Annotated in this window: 21 protein-coding genes; 13 read left to right on the forward strand and 8 right to left on the reverse strand. The window is 72.1% G+C overall.

Features of this window, described 5'->3' with window-relative positions; genetic code table 11:
* Positions 1-113: 113 nt before the first annotated feature.
* Entirely contained in the window at positions 114-1,313 is a 1,200-nt protein-coding gene (locus tag AC5L38_RS26690; RefSeq protein WP_495245561.1) for a carcinine hydrolase/isopenicillin-N N-acyltransferase family protein, read from the forward strand.
* Positions 1,314-1,395: 82 nt separating this feature from the next.
* Here AC5L38_RS26690 and AC5L38_RS26695 read toward each other — a convergent pair whose 3' ends face one another.
* Complete coding sequence (locus tag AC5L38_RS26695) at positions 1,396-2,763, reverse strand: metallopeptidase TldD-related protein (protein WP_495245770.1); 1,368 nt, start codon at positions 2,761-2,763, stop codon at positions 1,396-1,398.
* 62 nt (positions 2,764-2,825) lie between these two features.
* Complete coding sequence (locus AC5L38_RS26700) at positions 2,826-4,325, reverse strand: TldD/PmbA family protein (RefSeq protein ID WP_495245562.1); 1,500 nt, start codon at positions 4,323-4,325, stop codon at positions 2,826-2,828.
* A 76-nt stretch (positions 4,326-4,401) separates the two neighbouring features.
* Between AC5L38_RS26700 and AC5L38_RS26705 the strand changes: the two genes are divergently transcribed.
* Both AC5L38_RS26705 and fabI read left to right on the forward strand, forming a co-directional pair.
* Positions 4,402-5,106 carry a beta-ketoacyl-ACP reductase gene (locus AC5L38_RS26705; RefSeq protein WP_495245563.1) on the forward strand — a complete coding sequence of 235 codons (705 nt, stop codon included), beginning with the start codon at positions 4,402-4,404 and terminating at the stop codon, positions 5,104-5,106.
* A gap of 1 nt (position 5,107) precedes the next feature.
* Complete coding sequence (gene fabI, locus AC5L38_RS26710) at positions 5,108-5,872, forward strand: enoyl-ACP reductase FabI (RefSeq protein ID WP_495245564.1); 765 nt, start codon at positions 5,108-5,110, stop codon at positions 5,870-5,872.
* Between the two features lie 117 nt (positions 5,873-5,989).
* Here the strand turns inward: fabI and AC5L38_RS26715 are convergent, their stop codons facing one another.
* Together AC5L38_RS26715 and AC5L38_RS26720 are read right to left on the reverse strand one after the other, a co-directional pair.
* The gene (locus AC5L38_RS26715) at positions 5,990-6,970 is read right to left on the reverse strand and encodes a hypothetical protein (RefSeq protein ID WP_495245565.1); all 981 of its coding nucleotides are present in this window, start codon (positions 6,968-6,970) and stop codon (positions 5,990-5,992) included.
* A gap of 239 nt (positions 6,971-7,209) precedes the next feature.
* On the reverse strand, positions 7,210-8,154 hold the full coding sequence (locus tag AC5L38_RS26720) for an aldo/keto reductase (RefSeq protein WP_495245566.1): 945 nt from the start codon (positions 8,152-8,154) through the stop codon (positions 7,210-7,212).
* A gap of 65 nt (positions 8,155-8,219) precedes the next feature.
* Between AC5L38_RS26720 and AC5L38_RS26725 the strand changes: the two genes are divergently transcribed.
* From AC5L38_RS26725 to mshC, 5 genes are all read left to right on the forward strand, one after another.
* Complete coding sequence (locus AC5L38_RS26725) at positions 8,220-8,921, forward strand: histidine phosphatase family protein (RefSeq protein WP_495245567.1); 702 nt, start codon at positions 8,220-8,222, stop codon at positions 8,919-8,921.
* 9 nt (positions 8,922-8,930) lie between these two features.
* On the forward strand, positions 8,931-9,506 hold the full coding sequence (locus AC5L38_RS26730) for a DUF3090 domain-containing protein (protein ID WP_495245568.1): 576 nt from the start codon (positions 8,931-8,933) through the stop codon (positions 9,504-9,506).
* Positions 9,503-10,264, forward strand: coding sequence for an SCO1664 family protein (locus tag AC5L38_RS26735; protein WP_495245569.1), 762 nt, complete (start codon positions 9,503-9,505; stop codon positions 10,262-10,264). The genes AC5L38_RS26730 and AC5L38_RS26735 overlap by 4 nt, the downstream gene beginning before the upstream one ends.
* A gap of 146 nt (positions 10,265-10,410) precedes the next feature.
* Positions 10,411-11,139, forward strand: coding sequence for an NRDE family protein (locus tag AC5L38_RS26740; protein WP_495245570.1), 729 nt, complete (start codon positions 10,411-10,413; stop codon positions 11,137-11,139).
* Between the two features lie 92 nt (positions 11,140-11,231).
* Positions 11,232-12,455 (forward strand): cysteine--1-D-myo-inosityl 2-amino-2-deoxy-alpha-D-glucopyranoside ligase, encoded by a 1,224-nt coding sequence (gene mshC, locus AC5L38_RS26745; protein ID WP_495245571.1) that lies wholly within the window; start codon positions 11,232-11,234, stop codon positions 12,453-12,455.
* Between the two features lie 417 nt (positions 12,456-12,872).
* On the opposite strand, the gene AC5L38_RS26750 is transcribed toward mshC, so the two are convergent.
* A complete protein-coding gene (locus tag AC5L38_RS26750; protein WP_344903117.1) occupies positions 12,873-13,076 on the reverse strand; it encodes a cold-shock protein in 204 nt (67 codons plus the stop codon).
* Positions 13,077-13,291: 215 nt separating this feature from the next.
* A complete protein-coding gene (locus AC5L38_RS26755; RefSeq protein WP_495245572.1) occupies positions 13,292-13,768 on the reverse strand; it encodes a peptide deformylase in 477 nt (158 codons plus the stop codon).
* A gap of 235 nt (positions 13,769-14,003) precedes the next feature.
* Between AC5L38_RS26755 and AC5L38_RS26760 the strand changes: the two genes are divergently transcribed.
* The 5 genes from AC5L38_RS26760 to AC5L38_RS26780 all read left to right on the forward strand — a co-directional run bounded on the left by AC5L38_RS26760 (position 14,004) and on the right by AC5L38_RS26780 (position 20,420).
* Positions 14,004-15,326, forward strand: coding sequence for an MFS transporter (locus tag AC5L38_RS26760; RefSeq protein ID WP_495245573.1), 1,323 nt, complete (start codon positions 14,004-14,006; stop codon positions 15,324-15,326).
* Positions 15,327-15,559: 233 nt separating this feature from the next.
* The gene (gene nirB / locus AC5L38_RS26765; RefSeq protein ID WP_495245574.1) at positions 15,560-18,007 is read left to right on the forward strand and encodes a nitrite reductase large subunit NirB; all 2,448 of its coding nucleotides are present in this window, start codon (positions 15,560-15,562) and stop codon (positions 18,005-18,007) included.
* A 55-nt stretch (positions 18,008-18,062) separates the two neighbouring features.
* Positions 18,063-18,443: a nitrite reductase small subunit NirD gene (nirD, locus tag AC5L38_RS26770; RefSeq protein WP_495245575.1), complete on the forward strand. Its 381-nt coding sequence runs from the start codon at positions 18,063-18,065 to the stop codon at positions 18,441-18,443.
* 76 nt (positions 18,444-18,519) lie between these two features.
* Positions 18,520-19,689, forward strand: a complete 1,170-nt coding sequence (locus AC5L38_RS26775) for a uroporphyrinogen-III synthase (protein WP_495245576.1) — start codon at positions 18,520-18,522, stop codon at positions 19,687-19,689.
* The gene (locus tag AC5L38_RS26780) at positions 19,686-20,420 is read left to right on the forward strand and encodes a sirohydrochlorin chelatase (RefSeq protein WP_495245577.1); all 735 of its coding nucleotides are present in this window, start codon (positions 19,686-19,688) and stop codon (positions 20,418-20,420) included. The genes AC5L38_RS26775 and AC5L38_RS26780 overlap by 4 nt, the downstream gene beginning before the upstream one ends.
* Positions 20,421-20,558: 138 nt before the next feature.
* Here the strand turns inward: AC5L38_RS26780 and AC5L38_RS26785 are convergent, their stop codons facing one another.
* Both AC5L38_RS26785 and AC5L38_RS26790 read right to left on the reverse strand, forming a co-directional pair.
* Positions 20,559-21,194: a hypothetical protein gene (locus AC5L38_RS26785; RefSeq protein WP_495245578.1), complete on the reverse strand. Its 636-nt coding sequence runs from the start codon at positions 21,192-21,194 to the stop codon at positions 20,559-20,561.
* Positions 21,195-21,438: 244 nt separating this feature from the next.
* Positions 21,439-22,293, reverse strand: a complete 855-nt coding sequence (locus AC5L38_RS26790) for a PAC2 family protein (protein ID WP_389913159.1) — start codon at positions 22,291-22,293, stop codon at positions 21,439-21,441.
* Between the last annotated feature and the right edge of the window lie 232 nt (positions 22,294-22,525).

Genomic DNA, 22,525 nt, shown 5'->3' on the forward strand with positions numbered 1-22,525 from the left:
AGGGCGGTGATCCGGCGGCACCTGGGGTGCATCGGCGGTCTTTCAACTGCCGACAAGACGATGGTGCACCAGTGAGCCTGTACGACGGGTGCCCGGTGCCGCAGACTGCGGGCATGGAAGAGATCCGGGCCGCGAGGGCGGGACGGCCGCGCGGCACGGGGACGGGGGCGGTGATGCGGGCCGCGCTGGCCGCGGCGGTGATCCTCCCGGCTGGCTGCGCCGCCCCGGCGGGCGGCGCGCCCCCCGTGTCCGCCCCCGTGTCCGCCCCTGTGTCCGCACCCCCGCCCGCCGCCGCGCCCACTGCCACCGCCGTCGCCCCGCGAGCCACGCCCACGCTCGACGCGTCCACGACCGCGACGCCCACGATCACCGCGCCCACGGCTGTCGCGTCGCGAGCCGGGGCCGAGGAGGAGCCCCTGCTGCGCCAGAGCGCCGCCGACGTCGCGCGGACGGTCGGCAGTCTCCGCAAGATCGACGACCTGCCGCTGTACGAGATGACCTACCACGGGTCGTACGACCGCGAGGCGCCCTTAGGGGATGAGGAGCTGGCGGGACGGGCCGACGGCTGGGCCTGTTCCCTGTTCGCCCTGGGCGGTGACCGGCCGCTGTTCGGCCGCAACTTCGACTGGGACCCCAACCCGGCGCTGATCGTGCACGCCGACCCGCCGGACGGCTACGCCTCGGTCTCCGTCGTCGACCTGTTCCACCTGATGGGAGGCTCCGGCCCGCCGGACCTGTCCGCCGCGCCCGACCGCCGCAGGATGGCCCACGCGGTGCTCGCCCCCTACGACGGGGTCAACGAGAAGGGCCTGGCGATCGGGATGGCCACCTCGCCCGAGGGCGGGCTGCCCGCCCGCTCTCCCGACCGCCCCGACATCACCAGCGTCCGCGTCATCAGGATCATGCTCGACAAGGCCGCGACCGTGGACGAGGCACTGGCGATCATGCGCCGCTACGACGTCGACTTCACGATCGGGCCGCAGATCCACTACCTCATCGCCGACGCGGCGGGCAAGTCGGCCGTCGTGGAGTACGCCGGGGGCAGGCTCAACGTCATCGACGACCGGATGCTCACCAACTTCGGCATGACGGGCACCTCCGCCGCCCAGCGCCGGGCCGACCACCGCTACCGCACGCTCGCCGAGGGGCTGCCCGCCACCCGCGACTGGCGCGGCGCGATGGGCCTGCTGCGGCGGGTGGCCCAGGCGCACACCCGCTGGTCGGTCGTCTACGACCTCACCGACGCCACCGCCCGCGTGGTGGCCGGCCAACGCTGGGAGACCGTGCACACCATCCCGCTCGTCCAGCGCTGAGCACCCGGCCGGGCGGAGACGGACGCGGCGCGTCCTCTCCTCCGGCCCGCCCGGCGCCGGACGGCCCGTACCGGGCAAGGGGCTAGCTGGCCTGGCTCACCGTCGACATGTTGAAGTCGGGCACCCGGATCGGAGGCATGATCGCGCGGTTGAAGTAGTCGCTCCACTCGCGCGGCAGGGTCTGCTCGGAGGCGCCGATCTCGGTGAGGCGCCGGAGCAGGTCCACCGGGCTCTCGTTGAAGCGGAAGTTGTTCACCTCGCCCACGACCTCGCCGTTCTCCACCAGGTAGACGCCGTCGCGGGTCAGCCCGGTCAGCAGCAGCGTCTGCGGGTCGACCTCGCGGATGTACCACAGGCAGGTGAGCAGCAGGCCGCGCCCGGTGGAGGCGATCATCTCCTCCAGCGACCGCCCGCCCTCGGGCCCCCGCATGATCAGGTTGTCCACGGCCGGGGTCACCGGCAGGCCGGTCAGCTCGGCCGAGTGCCGGGTCTGCAGCAGGTTGGCCAGCCTGCCGCCGGAGATCCAGTCGGTGGGCCCCAGCGGCAGCCCGTTGTCGAACACCGAGTTCTCCCGGCCGGAGGCGTGCGCCACCACGAACGGCGGGCACTCGACGCCCGGCGCCGAGGGGTCGCCGTACAGGCGGACCGGCAGCTCGGAGAGGACGTCGCCCACGCGGGTGCCGCCACCGGGCCTGGAGAAGACCGTGCGCCCCTCCAGGGCGTCGCGCGCTCCGGCCGTCCAGTAGAGGTACGTCATCAGGTCGGCCACGGCCGTCGGCGGCAGCAGCGTCTCGTAGCGGCCCGCGGGCAGCTCGACGCGGTTCCTCGCCCACTCCAGGCGCTGGGCCAGCGAGGCGTCCAGGGCCGCCACGTCGACGTCGGCGAAGTCGCGGGTGGACACGCCGGTCCACGCCGAGCGCCTCATGTCGGGGGACTTGGCGTTGAGCTCCAGGCGGCCGGTGGGCTGGGTGTGCCGCAGCCGGGTGCCGGTCGAGGTGCCCACGAAGGTCGTCGTGACGGTGTGCTCGGCGAACCCGTACAGCCTGCGCCCGCCCGCCTCGGCCGTGGCGAAGGTCTCGCCCAGGGCGGGGGCGAAGGTGGCGAACACCCCGATCGAGGTCGCCTCGGCGGGGGCGTCCCAGTCGTCGGAGCGGGTGGCCTCCAGCAGCGGCCGGGCGTCCTCGGACGGCCGCGCGTCCTCGGCGGCGTGGTCGGCGGCCGCGACGATGTCGTCGAGCTGCTCGGGACGGACCGCCGCCCGCGACACCACGCCCACGCCGCGGCCCACGATGGAGATCACCGTCAGCTGCGCGGAACGGGACACGCCGTTGGTGGTGAGGGTGTTGCCAGCGAAGCGCAGGTTGGCGCTCGACGTCTCGTCCACGATCACGACGTTGTCGTCGGCCGTGGAGAGCTCGAGGGCCTTCTCGATCATCTCCTGAGGGGTCATCCCGTTCCTCTCCCGCCGGACCTCTCGGCCGGCGCCTTCCGCCACCCGCTCGTCGTACGTGCTCAACTGCCACTCTCCTGGACGGTGTTGAGGACGCGCACCCCGCGGAAGAGCGCCGACGGGCAGCCGTGGCTGACCGGCGCGACCTGGCCCGGCTGCCCCTTGCCGCAGTTGAACGCCCCGCCCAGCACGTACGTCTGCGGCCCGCCGACCGCCGCCATCGACCGCCAGAAGTCGGTCGTCGTGGCCTGGTAGGCGACGTCGCGCAGCTGCCCGGCGAGCCTGCCGTTCTCGATCAGGTAGAACCGCTCACCGGTGAACTGGAAGTTGTAGCGCTGCATGTCGATGGACCAGCTCCTGTCGCCCACCACGTAGACGCCCCGGTCGACGCCGGAGATCAGCTCCTCGGTGGTGGGGCCGCCGGGCGCCGGGCGCAGCGACACGTTGGCCATCCGCTGGATCGGGGTGTGGCCGGGGGAGTCGGCGAAGGCGCAGCCGTTGGAGGCGCCCAGGCCCTTCAGCAACGCCATCCGCCGGTCGAGCTGGTAGCCGACCAGGACGCCGTCGGAGACGATGTCGAACTCCCTGGTCGCCACCCCCTCGTCGTCGTAGCCGATCGTGGACAGGCCGTGCTCGACGGTGCGGTCGCCGGTCACGTTCATCAGCTCGGAGCCGTACACCAGCGTGCCGAGCTGGTCGAAGGTGGCGAAACTCGTTCCGGCGTACGCCGCCTCGTAGCCGAGGGCGCGGTCGAGCTCGGTGGCGTGCCCGATCGACTCGTGGATCGTCAGCCACAGGTTCGACGGGTCGATCACCAGGTCGTACAGCCCCGCCTCGACGGAGGGGGCGCGGAGCTTCTCCTCCAGCAGCTCGGGGATGCGCGCCAGCTCCTTGGGGAAGTCCCAGCCGGTGCCGGTGAGGTATTCGTACCCCCGGCCGACGGGCGGGGCGAGGGTCCGCATCGAGTCGAAGCGGCCCTCCAGCACCCTGGTCGCCTTCAGCTGGGGGTGGACGCGCACCCGCTGCTGCGTGGTGGAGGTCCCGGCCGTGTCGGCGTAGAACTTCTGCTCCTTGACCTGCATCAGCGACGCCTGGACGTGGTCCACCCCGGGATCCCTCAGCAGGGCGCCCGACCAGTCGGCGAGCAGCGCCGCCTTGTCGCGCATCGGCACCTCGAACGGGTCGACCTCGTAGGAGGAGACCCAGGTGACGTCGGAGTGGACCGCCTCGGGGGCCAGCTCGACGGGCTCGCGGTTGACCGCCGCGGAGACGACCGCCACCTCCACCGCCTGCTCGGCGACCCTGACGGCCGCCTCGGGGGTGAGCTCGACACCCCCGGCGAAGCCCCAGGTGCCGTCCTTGACGACCCGTACGGCGTAACCGAGGGTGTCGGCGTCGATGGAACCTTCCAACGCGGCGTCGGAGAGGCGCAGGGTCTCCCCGCGGATGCGCTCCAGCCGGAAGTCGGCGTGCTCGGCGCCCAGGTCACGGGCGCGCTGCAGGGCCGCGTCCGCCAGCCGGCGCAGAGGCAGGGCGAGGAAGTCGGAGTCGATCTGGCGCATGTCGACGATCCTAACCCTGTGATCTTGTCCCTCCCGGACAAGACGGTTACCCCCCGGTAGCCGTTATCGTCTGACCATGGCTCGATCTGTTCTCGTAACCGGCGGCAATCGTGGAATCGGCCTCGCGATCGCCCGCGAACTCGCCCAGGCAGGCGACGACGTCGCCGTCACCTACCGTTCCGGCCAGCCTCCCGAGGGCCTGTTCGGCGTGCGCTGCGACGTGACCAGCACGGCCGACGTGGACGCCGCCTTCGCGAAGGTCGAGGCCGAGTACGGCCCGGTCGAGGTGCTCGTCGCCAACGCGGGCATCACCAGGGACACGCTGTTGCCGATGATGAAGGAGGACACCTTCACCGACGTCATCGACGCCAACCTGACCGGCGCCTACCGGGTCGCCAAGCGCGCCACCCGCGGCATGCTGCGGCTCAAGCGCGGGCGCATCGTGCTGATCTCCTCGGTGGTCGCCATGCTCGGCTCGGCGGGGCAGAGCAACTACGCCGCCTCCAAGGCGGGCATGATCGGCTTCGCCCGGTCGGCCGCCAGGGAGCTGGGCTCGCGCAACATCACCGTCAACGTGGTCGCCCCCGGCTTCGTGGAGACCGACATGACGGCCGAGCTCGACGAGGCCTACCAGGAGCAGATCAGGAAGAACATCCCCCTGGGCCGATACGCCGCCCCGGAGGAGATCGCGCGCGTGGTCAGGTTCCTGGCCGGCGAGGACGCCGCCTACATCACGGGGGCCGTCATCCCCGTCGACGGCGGCCTGGGAATGGGGCACTGACGTGGGAATTCTCGAAGGAAAGCGGCTCCTCGTCACCGGGGTGCTCACCGACGCCTCCATCGCCTTCTCGGTGGCCAAGCTGGCCCAGGAGGAGGGCGCGCAGATCGTGCTCACCGGGTTCGGCCGGCTCAGCCTGGTCGAGCGCATCGCCAAGCGCCTGCCGGAGCCGCCCCCCGTGCTGGAGCTCGACGTCACCAACACCGAGCACCTCGACTCCCTGGCCGACCGGGTCGGCGAGCACCTCGACGGCCTGGACGGCGTGGTGCACGCCATCGGCTTCGCGCCGCAGACCGCCCTGGGCGGCAACTTCCTGAACACCTCCTGGGAGGACGTGGCGACCGCGGTCCAGGTCTCCACGTACTCGTTCAAGTCGCTCGCGGTGGCCGCGCTCCCGCTCATGAAGGAGGGCGGCGCGATCGTCGGCCTCGACTTCGACGCCACGAAGGCCTGGCCGGTGTACGACTGGATGGGCGTGGCCAAGGCCGGCCTGGAGTCCTGCTCCCGCTATCTGGCCCGCGACCTCGGCAAGCACGGCGTCCGGGTCAACCTCGTCGCCGCGGGCCCGATCAGGACCATGGCCGCCAGGAGCATCCCCGGCTTCGTCGAGTTCGAGGAGAGCTGGCCCGCCAAGGCCCCCCTCGGCTGGGACATCAACGACTCGATCCCGGCGGCCAAGGCGTGCGTCGCGCTGCTGTCCGACTGGTTCCCCGCCACGACCGGCGAGATCGTCCACGTCGACGGCGGCGTCCACGCCATCGGAGGCTGAGCCGCCCCCACCCCGGCGGGCCGGCGGCCGGCCGGGGTGAGCCGTGGGCGTTCACGGAACGACCGGGCCGAGGACCAGTCGAAGATCAGGCGAGGATCAGGGGCGGTGGCGGCGCGGTCAGGCCACCCGGTGGTGTCCCGGCGGAGCGGGCTCGAACGGTATCGACTCCCTGACCTTGCGCCTGCTGTACAGCAGGCGGACCGCGAGGATGGCCGAGACGAGCACCGCCGTGGTGAGCACGGTGCTCGCCGTGTCGGACGACCGGGTGGGGGTCACCGGCCGCGCCCGCGGCATCTGCCGCTGGAGCTCCTGCATCAGCGGGGCGGGCCACAGCAGCTCCACCCGGGGCGCCTCGGCGTCGACCACGGGCGACGACGGCCTGGGGGTCACCGGCTCGCCCACGTCGGTCGTGAGCGTCCTGTTCTCCGGGTGGGGCACGGGAAACGGCACCCGGTCGGTCGGCACCGGAACCGGGCTCTTCCGCACCGGGGCGACACCCTGCTCCCGCGAGGGGTCGGCCGAGGGCGTCGCCGACGGGCTGGGGGTCGGCGAGGCCTTGGGCGAGGGCGTCTGCGTGGAGACACCCGGCTGCTGCGGATCCTGGGTGAGGAGGGCCACCGACGGGTCGGCGCACTTGGAGGAGGCCACGGACCGGCAGGCGTCGGCGGGGCCCTGGGGCTGGGACGTCTGAGTGTCGCCGGAGGACCTCTCCTCGTCCTTCGTGTCGGACGGCCTCTTCCCCGACGGGGTCCTGGAGGAGGAGGGGGCCGGTGCCGAGGTCTCCGGGGTCGTCGAGGTCTCCGCGGTCTCCGTCTCGGCGGGTGCCTCCTCGGCGGGCATCCGGGAGTTGTCCTCGGCGGCGCCGTCGCCGGAGGGCAGGGGTGAGGGGGAGCTCGGGGAGTCTTTCTCGGTGAGGCCGTGCACGACGTCGTCCACGATCTGGCAGACCGTGCCCGTCACGGTGCCCAGCAGCCCCCCGGGGTCACAGTCGTCCGTCCGCGCGCTCGCCCGGGCGGCGCTCACGGGAACGATCGCGACAGCCGGAATCCCACCCCCCAGCGCCAGCGCCAGAACGCCTGCCGCCATCGCAGTTCGCACTCGTCTCCTTCACCCCGGACCGGATGCCGGCCATGAGATCTCGCCGACATCCAGGTGCCCCCTGCCACCTGTTTGACAGTTTTGTAGGGAGGCTCGTTTTTTCCACGGAAAGTCGTCATTCGGTATCGACTAGTGATACGCGAGACGAATTCTCGTTCGGTTCTCCGGGGAGGCCGTCCGAGCCGGTGTCTCCTCTGTGTCTCCCCGGTGTCTCTCCGGAGCCTCCCCGGTCCCGCGCCTCAGTCCGCGGACACGTCGTCGAGCGCCTCCCTGATCTCCACGGGCAGTGACAAATCCTCGGCCTGGAGCACCCCGGACAGCTGCGCGTGGGTGCGGGCGCCGACGATGGCGGAGGCCACCCCCGGCTGGTCGCGTACCCACGACAGGGCCACCGACAGCGGCGAGACGCCGAGCCCCTCGGCGGCGGTCGTCACCGACTCCACGACCCGGCGGCACCGCTCGTCGAGGTAGGGCGTGACGAAGTCGGCGAAGTGCGGGGTCGCGGCCCGGGAGTCGGCGGGGATGCCCGTCCGGTACTTCCCGGTGAGGACACCGCGCCCGAGCGGCGACCAGGCGAGCACGCCCGCGCCCACGTGCTCGGCGGCGGGGATCAGCTCGCGCTCGGCCTCCCTGGCCAGGAGCGAGTACTCGACCTGGGCCGCGACGATCGGCACCCTGCCGGGGACCGCCCGCTGCCCCACGGCGGCCGTCGCCAGCTGCCAGCCCGCGTAGTCGCACACCCCGGCGTACGCGGCCCGTCCCGAGGACACGATGGCGTCGACGGCGGCCAGGGTCTCCTCCAGCGGGACGTCGGGGTCGAAGGCGTGCAGCTGCCACAGGTCGACCTCGTTGACGCCCAGGCGGGTCAGTGAGGCGTCGATCGCGGCGACCAGGTGTTTCCTGGAGGCGTCGCGGGGCCTGCGCCCGGTGGGGGTGAGCACGGCCTTGGTGGACAGCACCAGCTCCGAACGCGGCACGGAGTCGCGCAGCAGCCGCCCGAGCAGCCGTTCGGCGTCGCCGCCGGTGTAGACGTCGGCGGTGTCGATGAGCGTGCCGCCGGCCTCGGCGAACGTGCGGAGCTGCGCCGCGGCCTCCTCGGCGCCGGTGTCACGTCCCCACGTCATCGTCCCCAGTCCCAGGCGGGACACCGACAAGCCGCTCCGGCCCACATAGCGCTGCTCCATGATCCGGCCAGGTTACCGCCCGGCCACTTAAAAGTAGTGGAGCGAAGGCTGCAAGACTTGCCCGCGTGACGACCTTGTTGCTGGCCAGACACGGCCTTACCCACCTCACCGGTCCGGTCCTCGCGGGCTGGACCCCGAACGTGCACCTCAGTGACGCGGGACGGGCCCAGGCGGAGGCGCTCGCCGCGCGGCTGACCACCCTGGAGCTCGACGCGATCGTCTCCAGCCCGCTGGAGCGCTGCCAGGAGACCGCGCAGGCGGTCGCGGGAGGACGGCCGGGGGCGGAGGTGCTGACCGACGAGCGCTTCGGCGAGTGCCGCTACGGCGAATGGACGGGCCGCCCGATCGCCGAGCTCGCCAAGGACCCCCTCTGGCCCGTCGTGCAGGCCCACCCGAGCGCGGTGACGTTCCCCGGCGGGGAATCCCTGTCCGCCGTCCAGCACCGCGCCGTGACGGCCGTCAGGGAGTGGAACGAGCGCCTCGGCCCCAAGGCGGTCTATCTCGTCTGCAGCCACGGGGATGTGATCAAGGCCATCGTGGCCGACGCCGTGGGGCTCCATCTGGACCAGTTCCAACGGATAACCGCTGATCCGGCGTCGCTCACCGCCATTCGCTACACCCCCTTGCGCCCCTTCGTGCTCAGGCTCAACGACCTGGGTGGGGATGTGGCCGGATTGCGCCCCAGGGAGGGTTCGGAGGGCGCGGAAGGGGGAGAAAATTCCACCGGGAGCGATGCCGCAGTCGGCGGCGGATCCGGAACCACGTAAGGTCGGGCTATGCCGGTCTTCGACTACGATCCACCCGAGAGGTTCGTGGCCGGTGCCGTTGGGCAACCGGGATCACGAACCTTCTTCCTGCAGGCCCGGGGCCAGGGCAGGCTGACCACCGTGGCCCTGGAGAAGTTCCAGGTCGCGGCGCTGGCCGACCGCCTCGACGAGCTGCTCGACGAGGTGTTGCGACGCGGTGAGGGCAGCGTCCCCGTGCCCGCCGTCGCCCCGGCCGCGCTGGCGGACAACGCCCCCCTCGACGTGCCGATCAGCGAGGACTTCCGCGTCGGCGTCATGGCCCTGGCCTGGGACTCCGAGGCCTCGCAGGTGGTCATCGAGGCCAAGGAGGCCGTCGCCGAGGACGAGGAGTTCGAGCCGTCCCCGCTCGTCGAGCCCACGGTGCTGCGTGTGCACATCAGCGCCGGCGCCGCGAGGGCCTTCACCAAGCGGGCCATGGCGCTCGTCGCCGCCGGGCGCCCGCCCTGCCCGCTCTGCGCCCAGCCTCTCGATGCCGAGGGGCATATTTGTGTGCGGCTCAACGGTTACCGGGGTAGTAGCGCTTCATCTGCTGGAGGAGGCGAATGAGTGCTGAGAGCGAGCCGACGCTGAGTGCGGCGCCGGCCGCGGGGCTGGACGACGAGACCGCGACGCGTCTGCTCCGTGACGGCCAACTTGACGTGGCGGGCCGCCTGGTCGAGGCGACCAACATGACGCTCTACTGTTCGGTCCGGCTCGGCGGGCTCGCGGCGGCCTGCGTGTACAAGCCGGTACGGGGCGAACGCCCCCTCTGGGACTTCCCCGACGGCACCCTGGCGGCCCGCGAGGTCGCCGCCTACGAGGTCTCCGCGGCGATCGGCTGGCGGATCGTGCCGCCCACCGTCTACCGCGACGGCCCCTTCGGCCCGGGGATGTGCCAGCTCTGGATCGACACCGACCCCGAGACCGACCTGATGGTGCTGATCCGCAGCCGCCAGCCCTCGCTGCGGCGGATGGCCGTCTTCGACGCCATCGTCAACAACGCCGACCGCAAGGGCGGCCACCTGCTGCCGCTCGCCGACGGCCACGTCTACGGCGTCGACCACGGGGTCTCCTTCTCGGCCGAGGACAAGCTCCGCACCGTGCTGTGGCAGTGGCGCGGCAAGCCCCTGTCCCGCGAGGCCATGAACGTCCTGACCCGCCTGGAGTCCGACCTGGAGCAGGGCCGCCTCGGCCGCCGCCTGCGCGAGCTCCTTACCCTCCACGAGGTCGAGGCCACCTGGTCGCGGGTCCGCAGGCTGCTCGACACCGGTCTGCACCCCCTCCCCTCCAAGGACTGGCCCGCCATCCCCTGGCCGCCGATCTGAGGCCTCGCGGGGCGGTCTCCCGCCCCGGGCGCCGGCCTCCCGCGAGGAGGCGGGGTTTCCCGGTGGCGGCCTCGGTGACCTCGGACTCCCTCCCGGCGGAGGGCCCCGGTCCGAGCCCGCCTCCCGCGAGGGCGTAGCCTCCGGGCATGTGCACGGTTGTCGTCAGCATCGATCCGAGCGCCGAGATCCCCCTGATCGTGGTCGGGGTGCGCGACGAGTTCGTCGGCCGCCCCTGGGTCCCTCCGGCCCGGCACTGGCCGGACGACGGGCCCGGCCTGATCGGCGGGCGTGACCTCCAGGGAGGCGGCACCTGGCTGGCCGTCGACCCCGGGGCCAGACGGGTCGGAGCCCTCCTCAACGGGCTCGGCGTGCTCGCCCCCGAGAAGGTCCGCCGCTCGCGGGGCGACCTGGCGCTCCTTGCGGCGGCCGGGGACGGGCCCGTGGAGAGCGAGCTCGAACGCTACGACCCCTTCCACCTGCTACGGGCCGATCCCGCGGGGGCCCGCCTGTGGCACTGGGACGGGATCACCCTGGAGCGGGACGACCTTCCCCCGGGGACCCACATGATCGTCAACAGCGGCTGGGAGCGCGGGGCGGAGAACGAGCGGGTGGCGTTCTTCCGCCCGCTGTTCGCCAAGGCGGGCCGTCCCCTGGAGCTCGACGGCCCCTGGGAGGAGTGGCGGGAGCTCGCCACCGGGGCGGGAATTCCCTCCGAGGACCCCCGCACGATGATCGTCCGTCACGAGCTGCCCGACGGGCGGACCTTCGCCTCCGGCTCCGTGACCCTGCTGGCCCTGGCTCCCGGCGGGGTCCGCTACGAGTTCACCGCCGACCCTCGTGATCCGGGCGCCTTCCGCGAGATCCGCACGGAATGATCCGGTCGGCTCCCGGAGTTGAGGTGAGTGCCCCTGTATTCCACCACCCCGAGCCAACCGGGGTGGTCTAACCGCTGGATAGGCTTCATTTTATGAGATCGTGGTCTGAGCCGAAGGTTCCCCGGCTTCCCGGTGCCGGTGTCCCGCTGCGGCTGTTCGACACCGCCGCGCGAGAGACCGGCCCCACAAAGCCGGGCCGCACGGCACGGATGTACGTCTGCGGCATCACGCCCTACGACGCCACCCATCTGGGCCACGCCAACACCTACCTCGCCTTCGACCTGGTCAACCGGGCCTGGCGCGACGCCGGTCACGAGGTGCACTTCACCCAGAACGCCACGGACGTCGACGATCCCCTGCTGGAACGCGCCGAGCGGACCGGCATCGACTGGCGAGACCTGGCCGAGCGTGAGATCGAGCTGTTCCGGACCGACATGGAGGCGCTGCGCGTCCTCCCGCCGCGTGACTACGTCGCCGTGACCGAGGTGATCGACCAGGTCGCCGACCTGATCGTGTCGCTGCGCGACAAGGGCGCCACCTACGTCCTCGACGGCGACGTCTACTTCGACGTGGCCGCCGCCCCCAAGTTCGGGGCCGTCTCCGGTTACCCGGAGGAGCGCATGCTCGCACTGTTCGGCGAGCGCGGGGGAGACCCGGACCGGCCGGGCAAGAAGCACCCGCTCGACTGGCTGCTCTGGCGCGCGGAGCGCCCGGGGGAGCCGTCCTGGCCCTCGCCGTTCGGTCCCGGCAGGCCCGGCTGGCACATCGAGTGCACCGCGATCGCCCTGGCGAACCTGTCCAGCGGTTTCGACGTCGCCGGCGGGGGTTCCGACCTGATCTTCCCCCACCACGAGTGCGGCGCCCACGAGGGCCACGTGGCGTGCGGGGAGTGGCCCTTCGCGAAGGCGTACGTGCACGCGGGCATGGTCGCCCTGGACGGCGAGAAGATGTCCAAGTCGAAGGGCAACCTGATCTTCGTCTCCCGCCTGCGCGGGGAGGCCGACCCGATGGCCATCCGGCTGGCCCTGCTGGCGCACCACTACCGTTCCGACTGGGAGTGGACCTCCGAGCAGCTGGGCTCGGCGGAGGTGCGGCTGGCGCGCTGGCGCTCGGCCGCGGGGCTGCAGACCGGCCCCGACGCCGGTGTCGTGCTCGAAAGGGTGCGCGCCCGGATGGCCGACGACCTGGACGCCCCCGGGGCCCTCGCGGCCGTCGACGACTGGGCGGAGCGCGCCCTGTCGGAGGGGGGCAGCGACCCGGACGCCCCCGTCCTCGTCAGGGAGACCGTGGACGCGCTGCTCGGGGTCGCGCTCTAGGGTCCGGTGCCCGGGGGCGTGAGGGCCCCTGGAGGCGGCGGCGCCCGGCTCGGTTCAGGTGCGCCGCCCGGCCCCCCGGAGCCGGGAAACCCGCGGCGTGGCGTCCGCCGTGGACGGCGCCAGGTGGCCCGCGCCGGATGTGGCCTGGGAGACGACGGAGCCCGCGCGTGGCGTCCGTCACGGACGGCACCGGGTCGCCCACGCCGGAAAGCGACGGAGCCTGCGGCGTGGCGTCCATCACGGACGGCACCTGGTCGCCCACGCCGGAAGGCGACGGAGCCCGCGGCGTGGCGTCCGTCACGGACGGCACCTGGTCGCCCACGCCGGAAAACGGCCTGAGAACGACCCTGAAAACGACGGAGCCCGCACCGCTTGCGCGGTGCGGGCCCTATCTGAAGCCTTTGAGGTCAGACCGGATCAGATGACCTGAACCTGGTCGGCCTGCGGGCCCTTCTGGCCCTGCGTGGTGACGAAGCTGACACGCTGGTTCTCCTCCAGGCTGCGGTAGCCGCCGGAGTTGATAGCCGAGTAGTGCACGAAGACATCGGCGGTGCCGTCATCCGGTGCGATGAATCCGAAGCCCTTTTCGGCGTTGAACCACTTAACGGTGCCCTCAGACAAAACTACTTCTCCTCATTGGGAGCCTCACCGAACCACCAGGTCGGCGGCACGGGGCTGCGTTGCGGACCCTACCATGCACCCGCGGAAACCATCCGGAGAAACTGTGTAACGTCCGCTGTCGGCGGACTTCTCATAAGCACTTGAGATGATAAGGCTAAACTGAGAACTACGACTGCAACCATACGAGACTATCCGACGACTCCAAGGTGCGCAAGTCACGAGATGGTGGCGAAGAACCGCTCGCGCTCGTCCCCAGGGAGATGGTCGACGAAGAGGGTGCCGTCGAGATGGTCGGCCTCGTGCTGCAGGACGCGGGCGAGCGTGCCCAGGGCGCGGACGGTGACGGGCTTGCCGAACATGTCGCGACCACGGGCGGTGACCATGTAGGAGCGTTCCAGGGGCCACCAGCGGCCGGGCGCCGACAGGCAGGCCTCGTCGGCCACGATCCTGCGCTCCGACAGCTCCAGGCGCGGGTTGACCAGATGGCCGGATTTGCCGTCCAGCTCGTAGACGACGACCCTCAGGGGGACGCCGATCTGCGGGGCGGCCAGCCCCGCGCGGCCCGCGCCGGCCCGCATCGTGGCCAGGAGCGACTTGACCAGGACGCGCAACGGGCGGTCGAAGGTGGTCACCGGCTCGGACACCGTGCGGAGCACGGGATCGCTGAACGGTCGGATCGGCTGGACGGCCACGCGCACTCCCCGAGGCGAACGAATCGGCACCGAAGACGATTCCCGTTGTCGCGCCGGCTCAACCGTTGCCCCGTCACCCTCCGCGTTTCCGGGAGATTGCGGATGTGCGACGTATGCATTGCGTATTTCCGTGGTTAGTCACACGTAACCGGCGCACCATCACAGATAGTGAATGTGCGTAACGCCACCCTCCTAGGTTTCGGGATCGAAGCCCCCGAAACCCGCAGGAGGAAAGATGGCCAAGCCCTGGATCAGTGACTGGCGACCCGACGACCCCGGCTTCTGGCAAGGGCACGGCAGGAAGGTGGCCCGCAGGAACCTGGTCTTCTCCATCTTCGCCGAGCACCTCGGGTTCACGCTGTGGACCGTGTGGAGCATCGTGGCCGTGCAACTGGGCTCCTACGACTTCTCCACCGACCAGCTCTTCTGGATCGTCGCCCTGCCCAACCTGGTCGGCTCGGCGCTGCGCATCCCCTACACCTTCGCCCCGGCCAGGTTCGGCGGCCGGAACTTCACCGTGGTCAGCGCCCTGCTGCTGCTCGTGCCCGCGGTGCTGCTCGCCGTCGCGGTCGGCAACCCGGCCACCCCCTACTGGGTGTTCCTGGTCATCGCGGCCACAGCGGGCCTGGGCGGCGGGAACTTCGCCTCCAGCATGGCCAACATCACCTACTTCTACCCCCAGGACAGGCAGGGGTCGGCGCTCGGGCTCAACGCGGCGGGCGGCAACATCGGGGTCAGCTCCGTACAGCTCGTCATGCCCCTGGTGATCGGGGCGTTCGGCCTGGCCGCCGCCGGGCTGTTCTGGATCCCGTTCATCCTGGCCGCCGCGATCGGCGCCTACTTCTTCATGGACAACCTGACCTCCGCCAAGGCCAGTCCCGCCGACCAGCTGAAGGTCGCCGGCCGGGCCCAGACCTGGATCATGTCGGTCCTGTACATCGGCACCTTCGGCTCCTTCATCGGCTACTCCACCGCCTTCCCGCTGCTCATCAAGAGCCAGTTCCCCGAGCAGGCCTCCCTGGTGGCGCTGGCCTTCATCGGCCCGCTGCTCGGCTCCCTGATCCGCCCGGTCGGGGGCTGGCTGTCGGACCGGCTCGGCGGGGCGCGGGTGACGCTCGTCAACTTCGCCGCGATGGCGGGCGCGGCGGCGCTGGTCTGGCAGGGCCTGTCCCAGCACGCCTTCGCGCTGTTCTTCTGCGCCTACATGCTCCTGGTCGCCACCACCGGCATCGGCAACGGCTCCACCTACCGGATGATCCCGGCGATCTTCCGGGCCAAGGCCGTGGCGGGCATCGCCCCCGGTACGGACGCCTACGAGACCGCCGCCGCCGTCGGGAAGCGGGACGCCTCCGCCGCGATCGGGATCATCTCCGCGATCGGTGCCTTCGGCGGGTTCTTCATCAACCGTGGATTCGGCAGCTCCATCGCCGCGACCGGGGGAGCGGGAGCGGCCCTGGCCTCCTTCGCCGCCTTCTACATCGTGTGCGCGGCCATCACCTGGGCCTGCTACCTGCGTACCGCGGGATCCGTGCCGAGCCTGGCCGCGGCCCGGGTGTGACCGGCGAGGCGGCGGGTGCCCGTGCTCACATCCGGCACCGGCCCGGCCGACGGACAACTCACATCCGCCTCATCGCGAATGTGAACGCGGTTAGCGGCTTGTAGCACATCGGTAACAGGGGAGACCTCGCGGTGAAACGGCCTGAAAGCACCATCGGATCCATGCCGGTCTCACTTCCCCCCCAGACGCCTGTGAAGGCTGGGGCGGAGCGGACGAGAGGGGAAGAGCGACCCATGTCACGGCTCGTCGTGGTAGGACACGGACCGACATCGCACCGGCTGATCGAGGCCCTGGTCGCCAAGGGCTTCGCGGGAAGCATCACGGTGCTGGGGGAGGAGCCCCGGCCGGCGTACGACCGGGTGGCGCTGACCTCCTACCTGACGGGAAAAAGCGTCGAGGACCTCACCTACCCGACGCCGGAGGGGGTCGTGCTGCGGCTGTCGTCCAGGGTCGTGGACATCGACAGGCGGGCGCGCGAGGCCGTCACCGCCGACGGCCACCGCGAGCCGTACGACGTGCTGGTGCTGGCCACCGGCTCCAGCCCGTTCGTGCCGCCGGTGCCGGGCAGGGAGCTGGACGGCTGCTTCGTCTACCGCACGATCGACGACCTCGACGCGATCAGGGAGGCCGCCTCGGGCGCCACGAGCGGCGTCGTGATCGGCGGCGGGCTGCTGGGGCTGGAGGCCGCCGACGCGCTGCGCGGCCTGGGGCTGGCGACGCACGTCGTGGAGATGGGCGGCTGGCTCATGCCCCGGCAGGTCGACGAGGGCGGCGGCGCCGTCCTGCGCGGCCACGTGGAGGCGCTCGGCCTGAGCGTGCACACCGAGGCGGGGGCCAGGGAGATCGTCGCGGGCCCGGACGGGCGGGTGGCGGGCCTGGTCAAGCCGGACGGCGAGACCGTCGAGGCGCAGATCGTGGTCTTCTCCGCGGGCGTGCGGCCCCGCGACGAGCTGGCCAGGCAGGCGGGCCTGGAGGTCGGCGGGCGCGGCGGGATCGCCGTGGACGACGGGATGCGCACCGGCGACCCGGCGATCTACGCGATCGGCGAGTGCGCCCTGCACGAGGGCATGGTCTACGGGCTGGTGGGCCCGTGCTTCACGATGGCCGAGGTCGCCGCCGACCGCATCCTCGGCGGCGAGGCGGTCTTCACCCGCGCGGACCTGTCGACCAAGCTCAAGCTGCTCGGCGTGGAGGTCGCCCAGTTCGGCGCCATGGAGGGCGCGCTGGACGTGACCTTCATGGACCCGGTGGGCGGCGTCTACCAGAAGCTGTTCGTCAGCGACGACGCCCGCACCCTGCTCGGCGGGATCTGTGTCGGCGACGCCACCCCGTACAACACCCTCAAGCCCTTCGTCGGCCGCGACCTGCCGGGCTCGCCGAGTGAGCTGCTGTTCACCGGGGGGCCGGCGAACATGGAGGTCCCCGACGAGGCGCAGGTCTGCTCCTGCAACAACGTCACCAAGGGCCAGGTGTGCGCGGCCATCGCCGAGCACGGCCTCACCGACGTCCCGGGCATCAAGGCGTGCACCCGCGCGGGCACCACCTGCGGCAGCTGCGTCCCGACGCTCAAGCAGCTCCTCGTCTCCTCGGGTGTCGAGGTCTCCAAGGCCCTGTGCGAGCACTTCGCGTACAGCAGGGCGGAGCTGTTCGACATCGTCCGGGTGCGCGGCATCACGACGTTCTCGCACCTCATCGCCGAGCACGGCACCGGGCGCGGCTGCGACGTGTGCAAGCCCGTCGTCGCCTCGATCCTCGCCTCGCTGGGCAACGGCCACATCCTCGACGGCGAGCAGGCCGCCCTGCAGGACACCAACGACCACTTCCTGGCCAACATCCAGCGCAACGGCACCTACTCGGTGGTGCCGCGCATCCCCGGCGGGGAGATCACCCCGGACAAGCTCATCGTGATCGGCGAGGTGGCCCGCGACTTCGGCCTCTACACCAAGATCACCGGCGGGCAGCGGATCGACCTGTTCGGGGCCCGGGTCGAGCAGCTCCCGCTGATCTGGAGGCGGCTGGTGGACGCTGGCTTCGAGTCCGGGCAGGCGTACGGCAAGGCGCTGCGCACGGTGAAGTCCTGCGTGGGCTCGACCTGGTGCCGCTACGGGGTGCAGGACGCCGTCGGCCTGGCCATCGCGCTGGAGCTGCGCTACCGGGGCCTGCGCTCGCCGCACAAGCTGAAGTCGGCCGTATCCGGCTGCGCCCGCGAGTGCGCCGAGGCGCGCGGCAAGGACTTCGGCGTCATCGCCACCGAGCGGGGCTGGAACCTCTACGTGGGCGGCAACGGCGGCTTCACCCCGCGCCACGCCGACCTGTTCGCCTCCGACCTGAGCACCGAGGAGCTGGTCCGCGTCATCGACCGGTTCCTGATGTTCTACGTCCGCACCGCCGACCGCCTGCAGCGCACCTCCGCCTGGCTGGAGGCCCAGGGCCTGGCCTACGTCAGGGAGGTCGTCCTGGACGACTCCCTGGGGATCTGCGCCGACCTGGAGGCCCAGATGGAGCGGCACGTGGCCGGTTACGCCGACGAGTGGCGGGCCGCGATCGAGGACCCGGAGAAGCTGCGGCGGTTCGTCTCCTTCGTCAACGCCCCCGGCACCCCGGACCCGTCGATCGCCTTCGAACCCGAGCGCGACCAGGTGAAGCCGGTCCTGATCCCGCTGGAGGTGGTCCGCTCCTGATCGCCACCGCCGCACCCCGAGAACCCGAGGACCGAAAGAGAGGGCACCTTCGCCGATGACCGCTCTGAGAGAAGACCTGGAGACGAGACAAGGCCTGGAGAGGCCGGAGACGACCGCCTGGACGGCGGTCTGCTCCTACGCCGACCTGCTGCCCGAGCGCGGGGCGTGCGCGCTCGTCGGCGGCAGCCAGATCGCGCTGTTCCGCGCCTTCGACGGCGCCCTGTTCGCGATCGGCAACCGCGATCCGTTCAGCGGCGCCCACGTCCTGTCCCGGGGGATCGTGGGCACCAGGGGCGGCGAGCCCGTGGTGGCCTCCCCGATGCACAAGCAGGTGTTCTCCCTCGCGACGGGGGTGTGCCTGGACGATCCCGCGGTGGCCGTGCCGACCTACCCGATCCGCGTCACCGGCGGAACGGTGGAGGTGGGCCCCCGGTGAGCACGGGCGGGGGCGGGATGCGGACGCGGGCGGCCGGATACCGAGGAAACATCAAGCGAGGAGTGGTGAACGACAGATGAGCACCGCCGTTCTGGAAAGTCCCATCGGCTCTCCCGAGACCGCGCCCGACGCGCTGGCCGGGTTCACGATCGGGGTGACGGCCACCCGGCGGCGCGAGGAGTTCTGCGCGCTGCTGGAACGCCGGGGCGCGAGGGTGGTGCGCGCCCCGGCGATCCGGCTGGTACCCCTGGCCGAGGACGCCGACCTGCTGGCCGCGACCCGCGCCAGCCTGGCCGCCCCGGTCGACGACGTGGTGGTCACCACCGGCGTCGGCTTCCGCGGCTGGATGGCCGCGGCCGAGGGCTGGGGGCTGTCCGGCGACCTCGCCGAGCACCTGACCGCGGCCCGGCTGCTGACCCGCGGTCCCAAGGCGCGAGGCGCGGTCAGGGCGGCGGGCCTGACCGACCACTGGACCCCGCCCACGGAGTCGTGCGAGGAGGTCAAGCAGCACCTGCTCGCCCAGGACCTGCGCGGGCGCCGCATCGCCGTGCAGCTGCACGGGGAGCCGCTGACCGGTTTCGTGGCGGCCCTGCGCGAGGCGGGCGCGGAGGTCATCGAGGTGCCGGTCTACCGGTGGCTGCCCTACCGCGACGTGTCGCCGCTGCGGCGCCTGGTGAGCCAGGCGATCTCCGGCGGGGTGGACGCGGTGGCCTTCACCAGCGCCCCGGCCGTGCTGGCCATGCTCAACTCCGCCCGCGCGGACGGCCTGGAGGACGCGCTGGTCGCGGCCTTCGCCGGGCCGGTCGTCGCCGCCTGCGTGGGCCCGGTCACCGCCGGGCCGCTGGAGGCGCGCGGGGTGCCCACCGTGCAGCCCGAGCGCTCCCGCCTGGGCACGCTGGCCCGTACCCTCGCCAGGCACCTGCCCGAGCACAGCGTCACCCGCCTGGTCGCGGGCGGCCACCGGCTGGAGATCCGCGGCCACGCCGTCGCGGTGGACGGCGAGCTGAAGCCGCTGCCGCCGGCGCCGATGGCGGTCCTCAAGCGCCTGGCCGACAAGCCGGGACACGTGGTGGCCCGCTCCGACCTGAGGACCGTGCTCCCCGGCGGCCCGTCGCGCGACTCGGCCGAGCACGCGGTCGAGATGGCCATCACCCGCCTGCGCCGCGCGCTCGGTCCCGCGGGGATCGTCGAGACGGTCGTCAAGCGCGGCTACCGCCTGGCCTGCGACCGGGGCGAAGGCCTGTGACGACACTGGTCCTGGCCGGGCACGGGACGCGCAGCGCGCGAGGCGAGGAGACCCTGGCCGGACTACGGGACCTGGTGCGCGGGGGCCGCCGGGGAACGCGGGTGGAGCAGGCGTTCCTGGAGATCAGCTCGCCGCTGCTGGCCGACGTGCTTCCCGGCCTGCCCGGACCCGTCGTGGTGGTCCCGCTGCTGCTGGCGGGCGGCTACCACGTCCACATCGACCTGCCCTCCGTGGTGGCCTCGGCCAGGCCGGACGCCGTGGTCGCGGCCCCGCTCGGGCCGCACGCGCTGCTCACCGCCGTCCTCGCCAGGCGGCTCTCGGCCGCGGGGCTCCGGGCGACCGACTCGGTGATCCTGGGCGCGGCGGGGTCGTCCGACCCGGCCGCGCTGGCCGACGTGCGGGCGGCGGCCCGGCTGCTGTCGGTGCGGCTCTCCCGCCCGGTCACCGCGGCCTTCGCCGCGTCGGGCGCCCCCTCGGTCTCCGAGGCCCTGGAACGGCTGCGCTCGGGACCGGCGCCGCGGATCGCGCTGGCCTCCTACCTGCTGGCCCCCGGCTTCTTCCAGGACCGCCTGGAGGCGTCGGGCGCCGACCTGGTCGCCGCCCCCCTGGGGGTGGACGCCGACCTGGCCGCGCTGGTGTGGGCCCGGTTCGACCAGGCCCGCCTGGCGGCGGTGGCGGCCGGTCTCGACCGGGGCCCGCGGACCCCGGCGAAGCCCGCCCGGAGCCGGTGATCGCCCGCCGGGGCTCCGGGCCGGTCGCGGGGGACGGTCCAGGTTCGCCGAGGCCCGGTCCGGTCGCGGGGACGGTCAGTCCTGCCGGGGCCCCGGGCCGATCGTGGGGACGGTCAGGTGAGCTGATCGCGGGGACGGTCAGGCCTGCCGGGGCTCCAGCCTCAGCTCGCGGACGATCTCCTCGGCGACGTCGTCCCGCGACGGCAGGAAGTCGCCGGCGCCGAGAAGCGTCTCGTAGTAGGCGTGGCTGAAGCATCCGGCGAGCAACAGCCGGGCGCTGGCGACCGGGACGACGTCGGGGGAGACGCGCCCCGCGCGCTGCTCGGCCGCAAGGTACGCGGTGAGCGGGACGATCTCCGACATCGGCCCGATGTCGCTGTCGCGCATCGCCTCGCGGAAGCGGACCGTGACCGAGGGGGAGGTGAAGGCGGGCAGCGCCGCCGCCTGGACCTCGCAGTAGTAGTCGATGCCCGCCCGCGCGATGGGCAGCAGGTTCTCGCTCACCCGGCCCTTGCCGACCAGGTACATCAGGTCGTCGAGGATGCGCCGCCAGACCGGGAGCCGGTCCTGCAGCAGCGTCAGGAACATGTCGACGGCGTGTCCGGACGCGGTGCCGCGCGAGCGCGGGTGCGTGGCCTCGTCGGCCTCCTCGCGCTTCATGAACGCGGCCAGCTCCAGGACGCGGCGCCGCGCCTCCTGGGTGTTGCGGTGCGGGTCGAGGGTGGTCCGCTGGTAGGGATCGATCTGGTACGGGTCGGTATAGGGAGTCGCCATGGTCGCCCTAACGTGCGCAGTCACATGGACAGATGGTCGTGACGGTGATGTGTCGTCCGCCGGTGTCCACGGGGCCGTGGCCTTTCGGCCGTGGAGTCGCCGACGTCCGGTTTTCCGCTCGGCACGCCCCCGTCGATCCGGGGCGTGCCCGATCAGTGTCTGTCGACCCGGGCTCGGCCCCAGACTCGTTCTGAATTCAACCTAGGCGAAAAAGAGCGTCCGGTGGTAACCGTACGCCGTGAGTTCAGCCGTCGGAGTCACGGTCGCGCCGGCGCAGGTAGCGCTCGAACTCGGCGGCGATGGCGTCGCCGCTCGCCTCGGGCAGCTCGGCTGCGTCCTTGCGCTCCTCCAGCTCCTTGACGTACTCGGCGACCTCGCTGTCCTGGGAGGCCAGCTCGTCGACGCCGTGCTCCCAGGCCCGGGACTCCTCCGCCAGCTCGCCCAGCGGCATCGGGATGTCGAGCAGGTCCTCCATCCGGCTGAGCAGCGCCATGGTGGCCTTCGGGTTGGGCGGCTGGGCCACGTAGTGCGGCACCGAGGCCCACAGCGACACGGCGTGCAGCCCGGCGGCGCCCAGGGAGTGCTGCAGGACGCCGACGATGCCCGTCGGCCCCTCGTAGCGGCTCAGCTCCAGGTTGATCGCCCTGGCCAGGCCCTCGTCGGTCGCCGACCCCACGATCGGCACCGGGCGGGTGTGCGGGGAGTCGTTGAGCAGCGCGCCGAGCAGGACCGCGAGCTCGACCCCCAGCTCGCGGCAGACGAACACGATCTCCTCGCAGAACGCCCGCCAGCGCATGTTGGGCTCGATGCCGCGCAGCAGCACCACGTCGCGGTCGACGCCCGGGGGCCTGGCCACCGACAGCTTGGTGGTCGGCCAGGTGATGGAACGCGTCAGCCCCTCGCCCATCTCGACGATCGGGCGGGTCACCTGGAAGTCGTAGTACTCCTCCGGGTCCAGGGAGACCAGCGGGGTCGCCTTCCACTGCTCCTCGAGGTGCGCGATCACTCCGCTCGAGGCCTCACCCGCGTCGTTCCACCCCTCGAACGCGGCGATCATCACCGGGTCGACGAGCTCGGGCAGACCTTCGATCTCGATCACGCGCCCCCTCCTTCTCACCTCACGTCCTATCCGGCTAAGCCTATGCGGTGAGGGGGCCTTCACGTCACCTTCCCGACATGCTGTGGACGATCAGGACGTCACGGCCCGCGTACGGTCGCCCGGCGGGCGGTGCGGGGCCCGGCGGGGCGCTCACCAGGTCAATTGGACGGAAGGTCCAGTTGTCACCAGGGGTGCCCTCGGGAGCGAGGGGGCTCGAATGGCTCCCAAGTAT

The sequence above is a fragment of the Streptosporangium nanhuense genome, from assembly GCF_059358815.1.

What these genes read in the sequence shown, in the direction of transcription:
- AC5L38_RS26690 (WP_495245561.1), top strand. Translation starts at nt 114, where the DNA reads ATGGAAGAGATCCGGGCCGCGAGGGCGGGACGGCCGCGCGGCACGGGG.
- AC5L38_RS26695 (WP_495245770.1), bottom strand. Translation starts at nt 2,763, where the DNA reads ATGACCCCTCAGGAGATGATCGAGAAGGCCCTCGAGCTCTCCACGGCC.
- AC5L38_RS26700 (WP_495245562.1), bottom strand. Translation starts at nt 4,325, where the DNA reads ATGCGCCAGATCGACTCCGACTTCCTCGCCCTGCCTCTGCGCCGGCTG.
- AC5L38_RS26705 (WP_495245563.1), top strand. Translation starts at nt 4,402, where the DNA reads ATGGCTCGATCTGTTCTCGTAACCGGCGGCAATCGTGGAATCGGCCTC.
- AC5L38_RS26720 (WP_495245566.1), bottom strand. Translation starts at nt 8,154, where the DNA reads ATGGAGCAGCGCTATGTGGGCCGGAGCGGCTTGTCGGTGTCCCGCCTG.
- AC5L38_RS26730 (WP_495245568.1), top strand. Translation starts at nt 8,931, where the DNA reads ATGCCGGTCTTCGACTACGATCCACCCGAGAGGTTCGTGGCCGGTGCC.
- AC5L38_RS26735 (WP_495245569.1), top strand. Translation starts at nt 9,503, where the DNA reads ATGAGTGCTGAGAGCGAGCCGACGCTGAGTGCGGCGCCGGCCGCGGGG.
- AC5L38_RS26740 (WP_495245570.1), top strand. Translation starts at nt 10,411, where the DNA reads ATGTGCACGGTTGTCGTCAGCATCGATCCGAGCGCCGAGATCCCCCTG.
- mshC (WP_495245571.1), top strand. Translation starts at nt 11,232, where the DNA reads ATGAGATCGTGGTCTGAGCCGAAGGTTCCCCGGCTTCCCGGTGCCGGT.
- AC5L38_RS26760 (WP_495245573.1), top strand. Translation starts at nt 14,004, where the DNA reads ATGGCCAAGCCCTGGATCAGTGACTGGCGACCCGACGACCCCGGCTTC.
- nirB (WP_495245574.1), top strand. Translation starts at nt 15,560, where the DNA reads ATGTCACGGCTCGTCGTGGTAGGACACGGACCGACATCGCACCGGCTG.
- nirD (WP_495245575.1), top strand. Translation starts at nt 18,063, where the DNA reads ATGACCGCTCTGAGAGAAGACCTGGAGACGAGACAAGGCCTGGAGAGG.
- AC5L38_RS26775 (WP_495245576.1), top strand. Translation starts at nt 18,520, where the DNA reads ATGAGCACCGCCGTTCTGGAAAGTCCCATCGGCTCTCCCGAGACCGCG.
- AC5L38_RS26785 (WP_495245578.1), bottom strand. Translation starts at nt 21,194, where the DNA reads ATGGCGACTCCCTATACCGACCCGTACCAGATCGATCCCTACCAGCGG.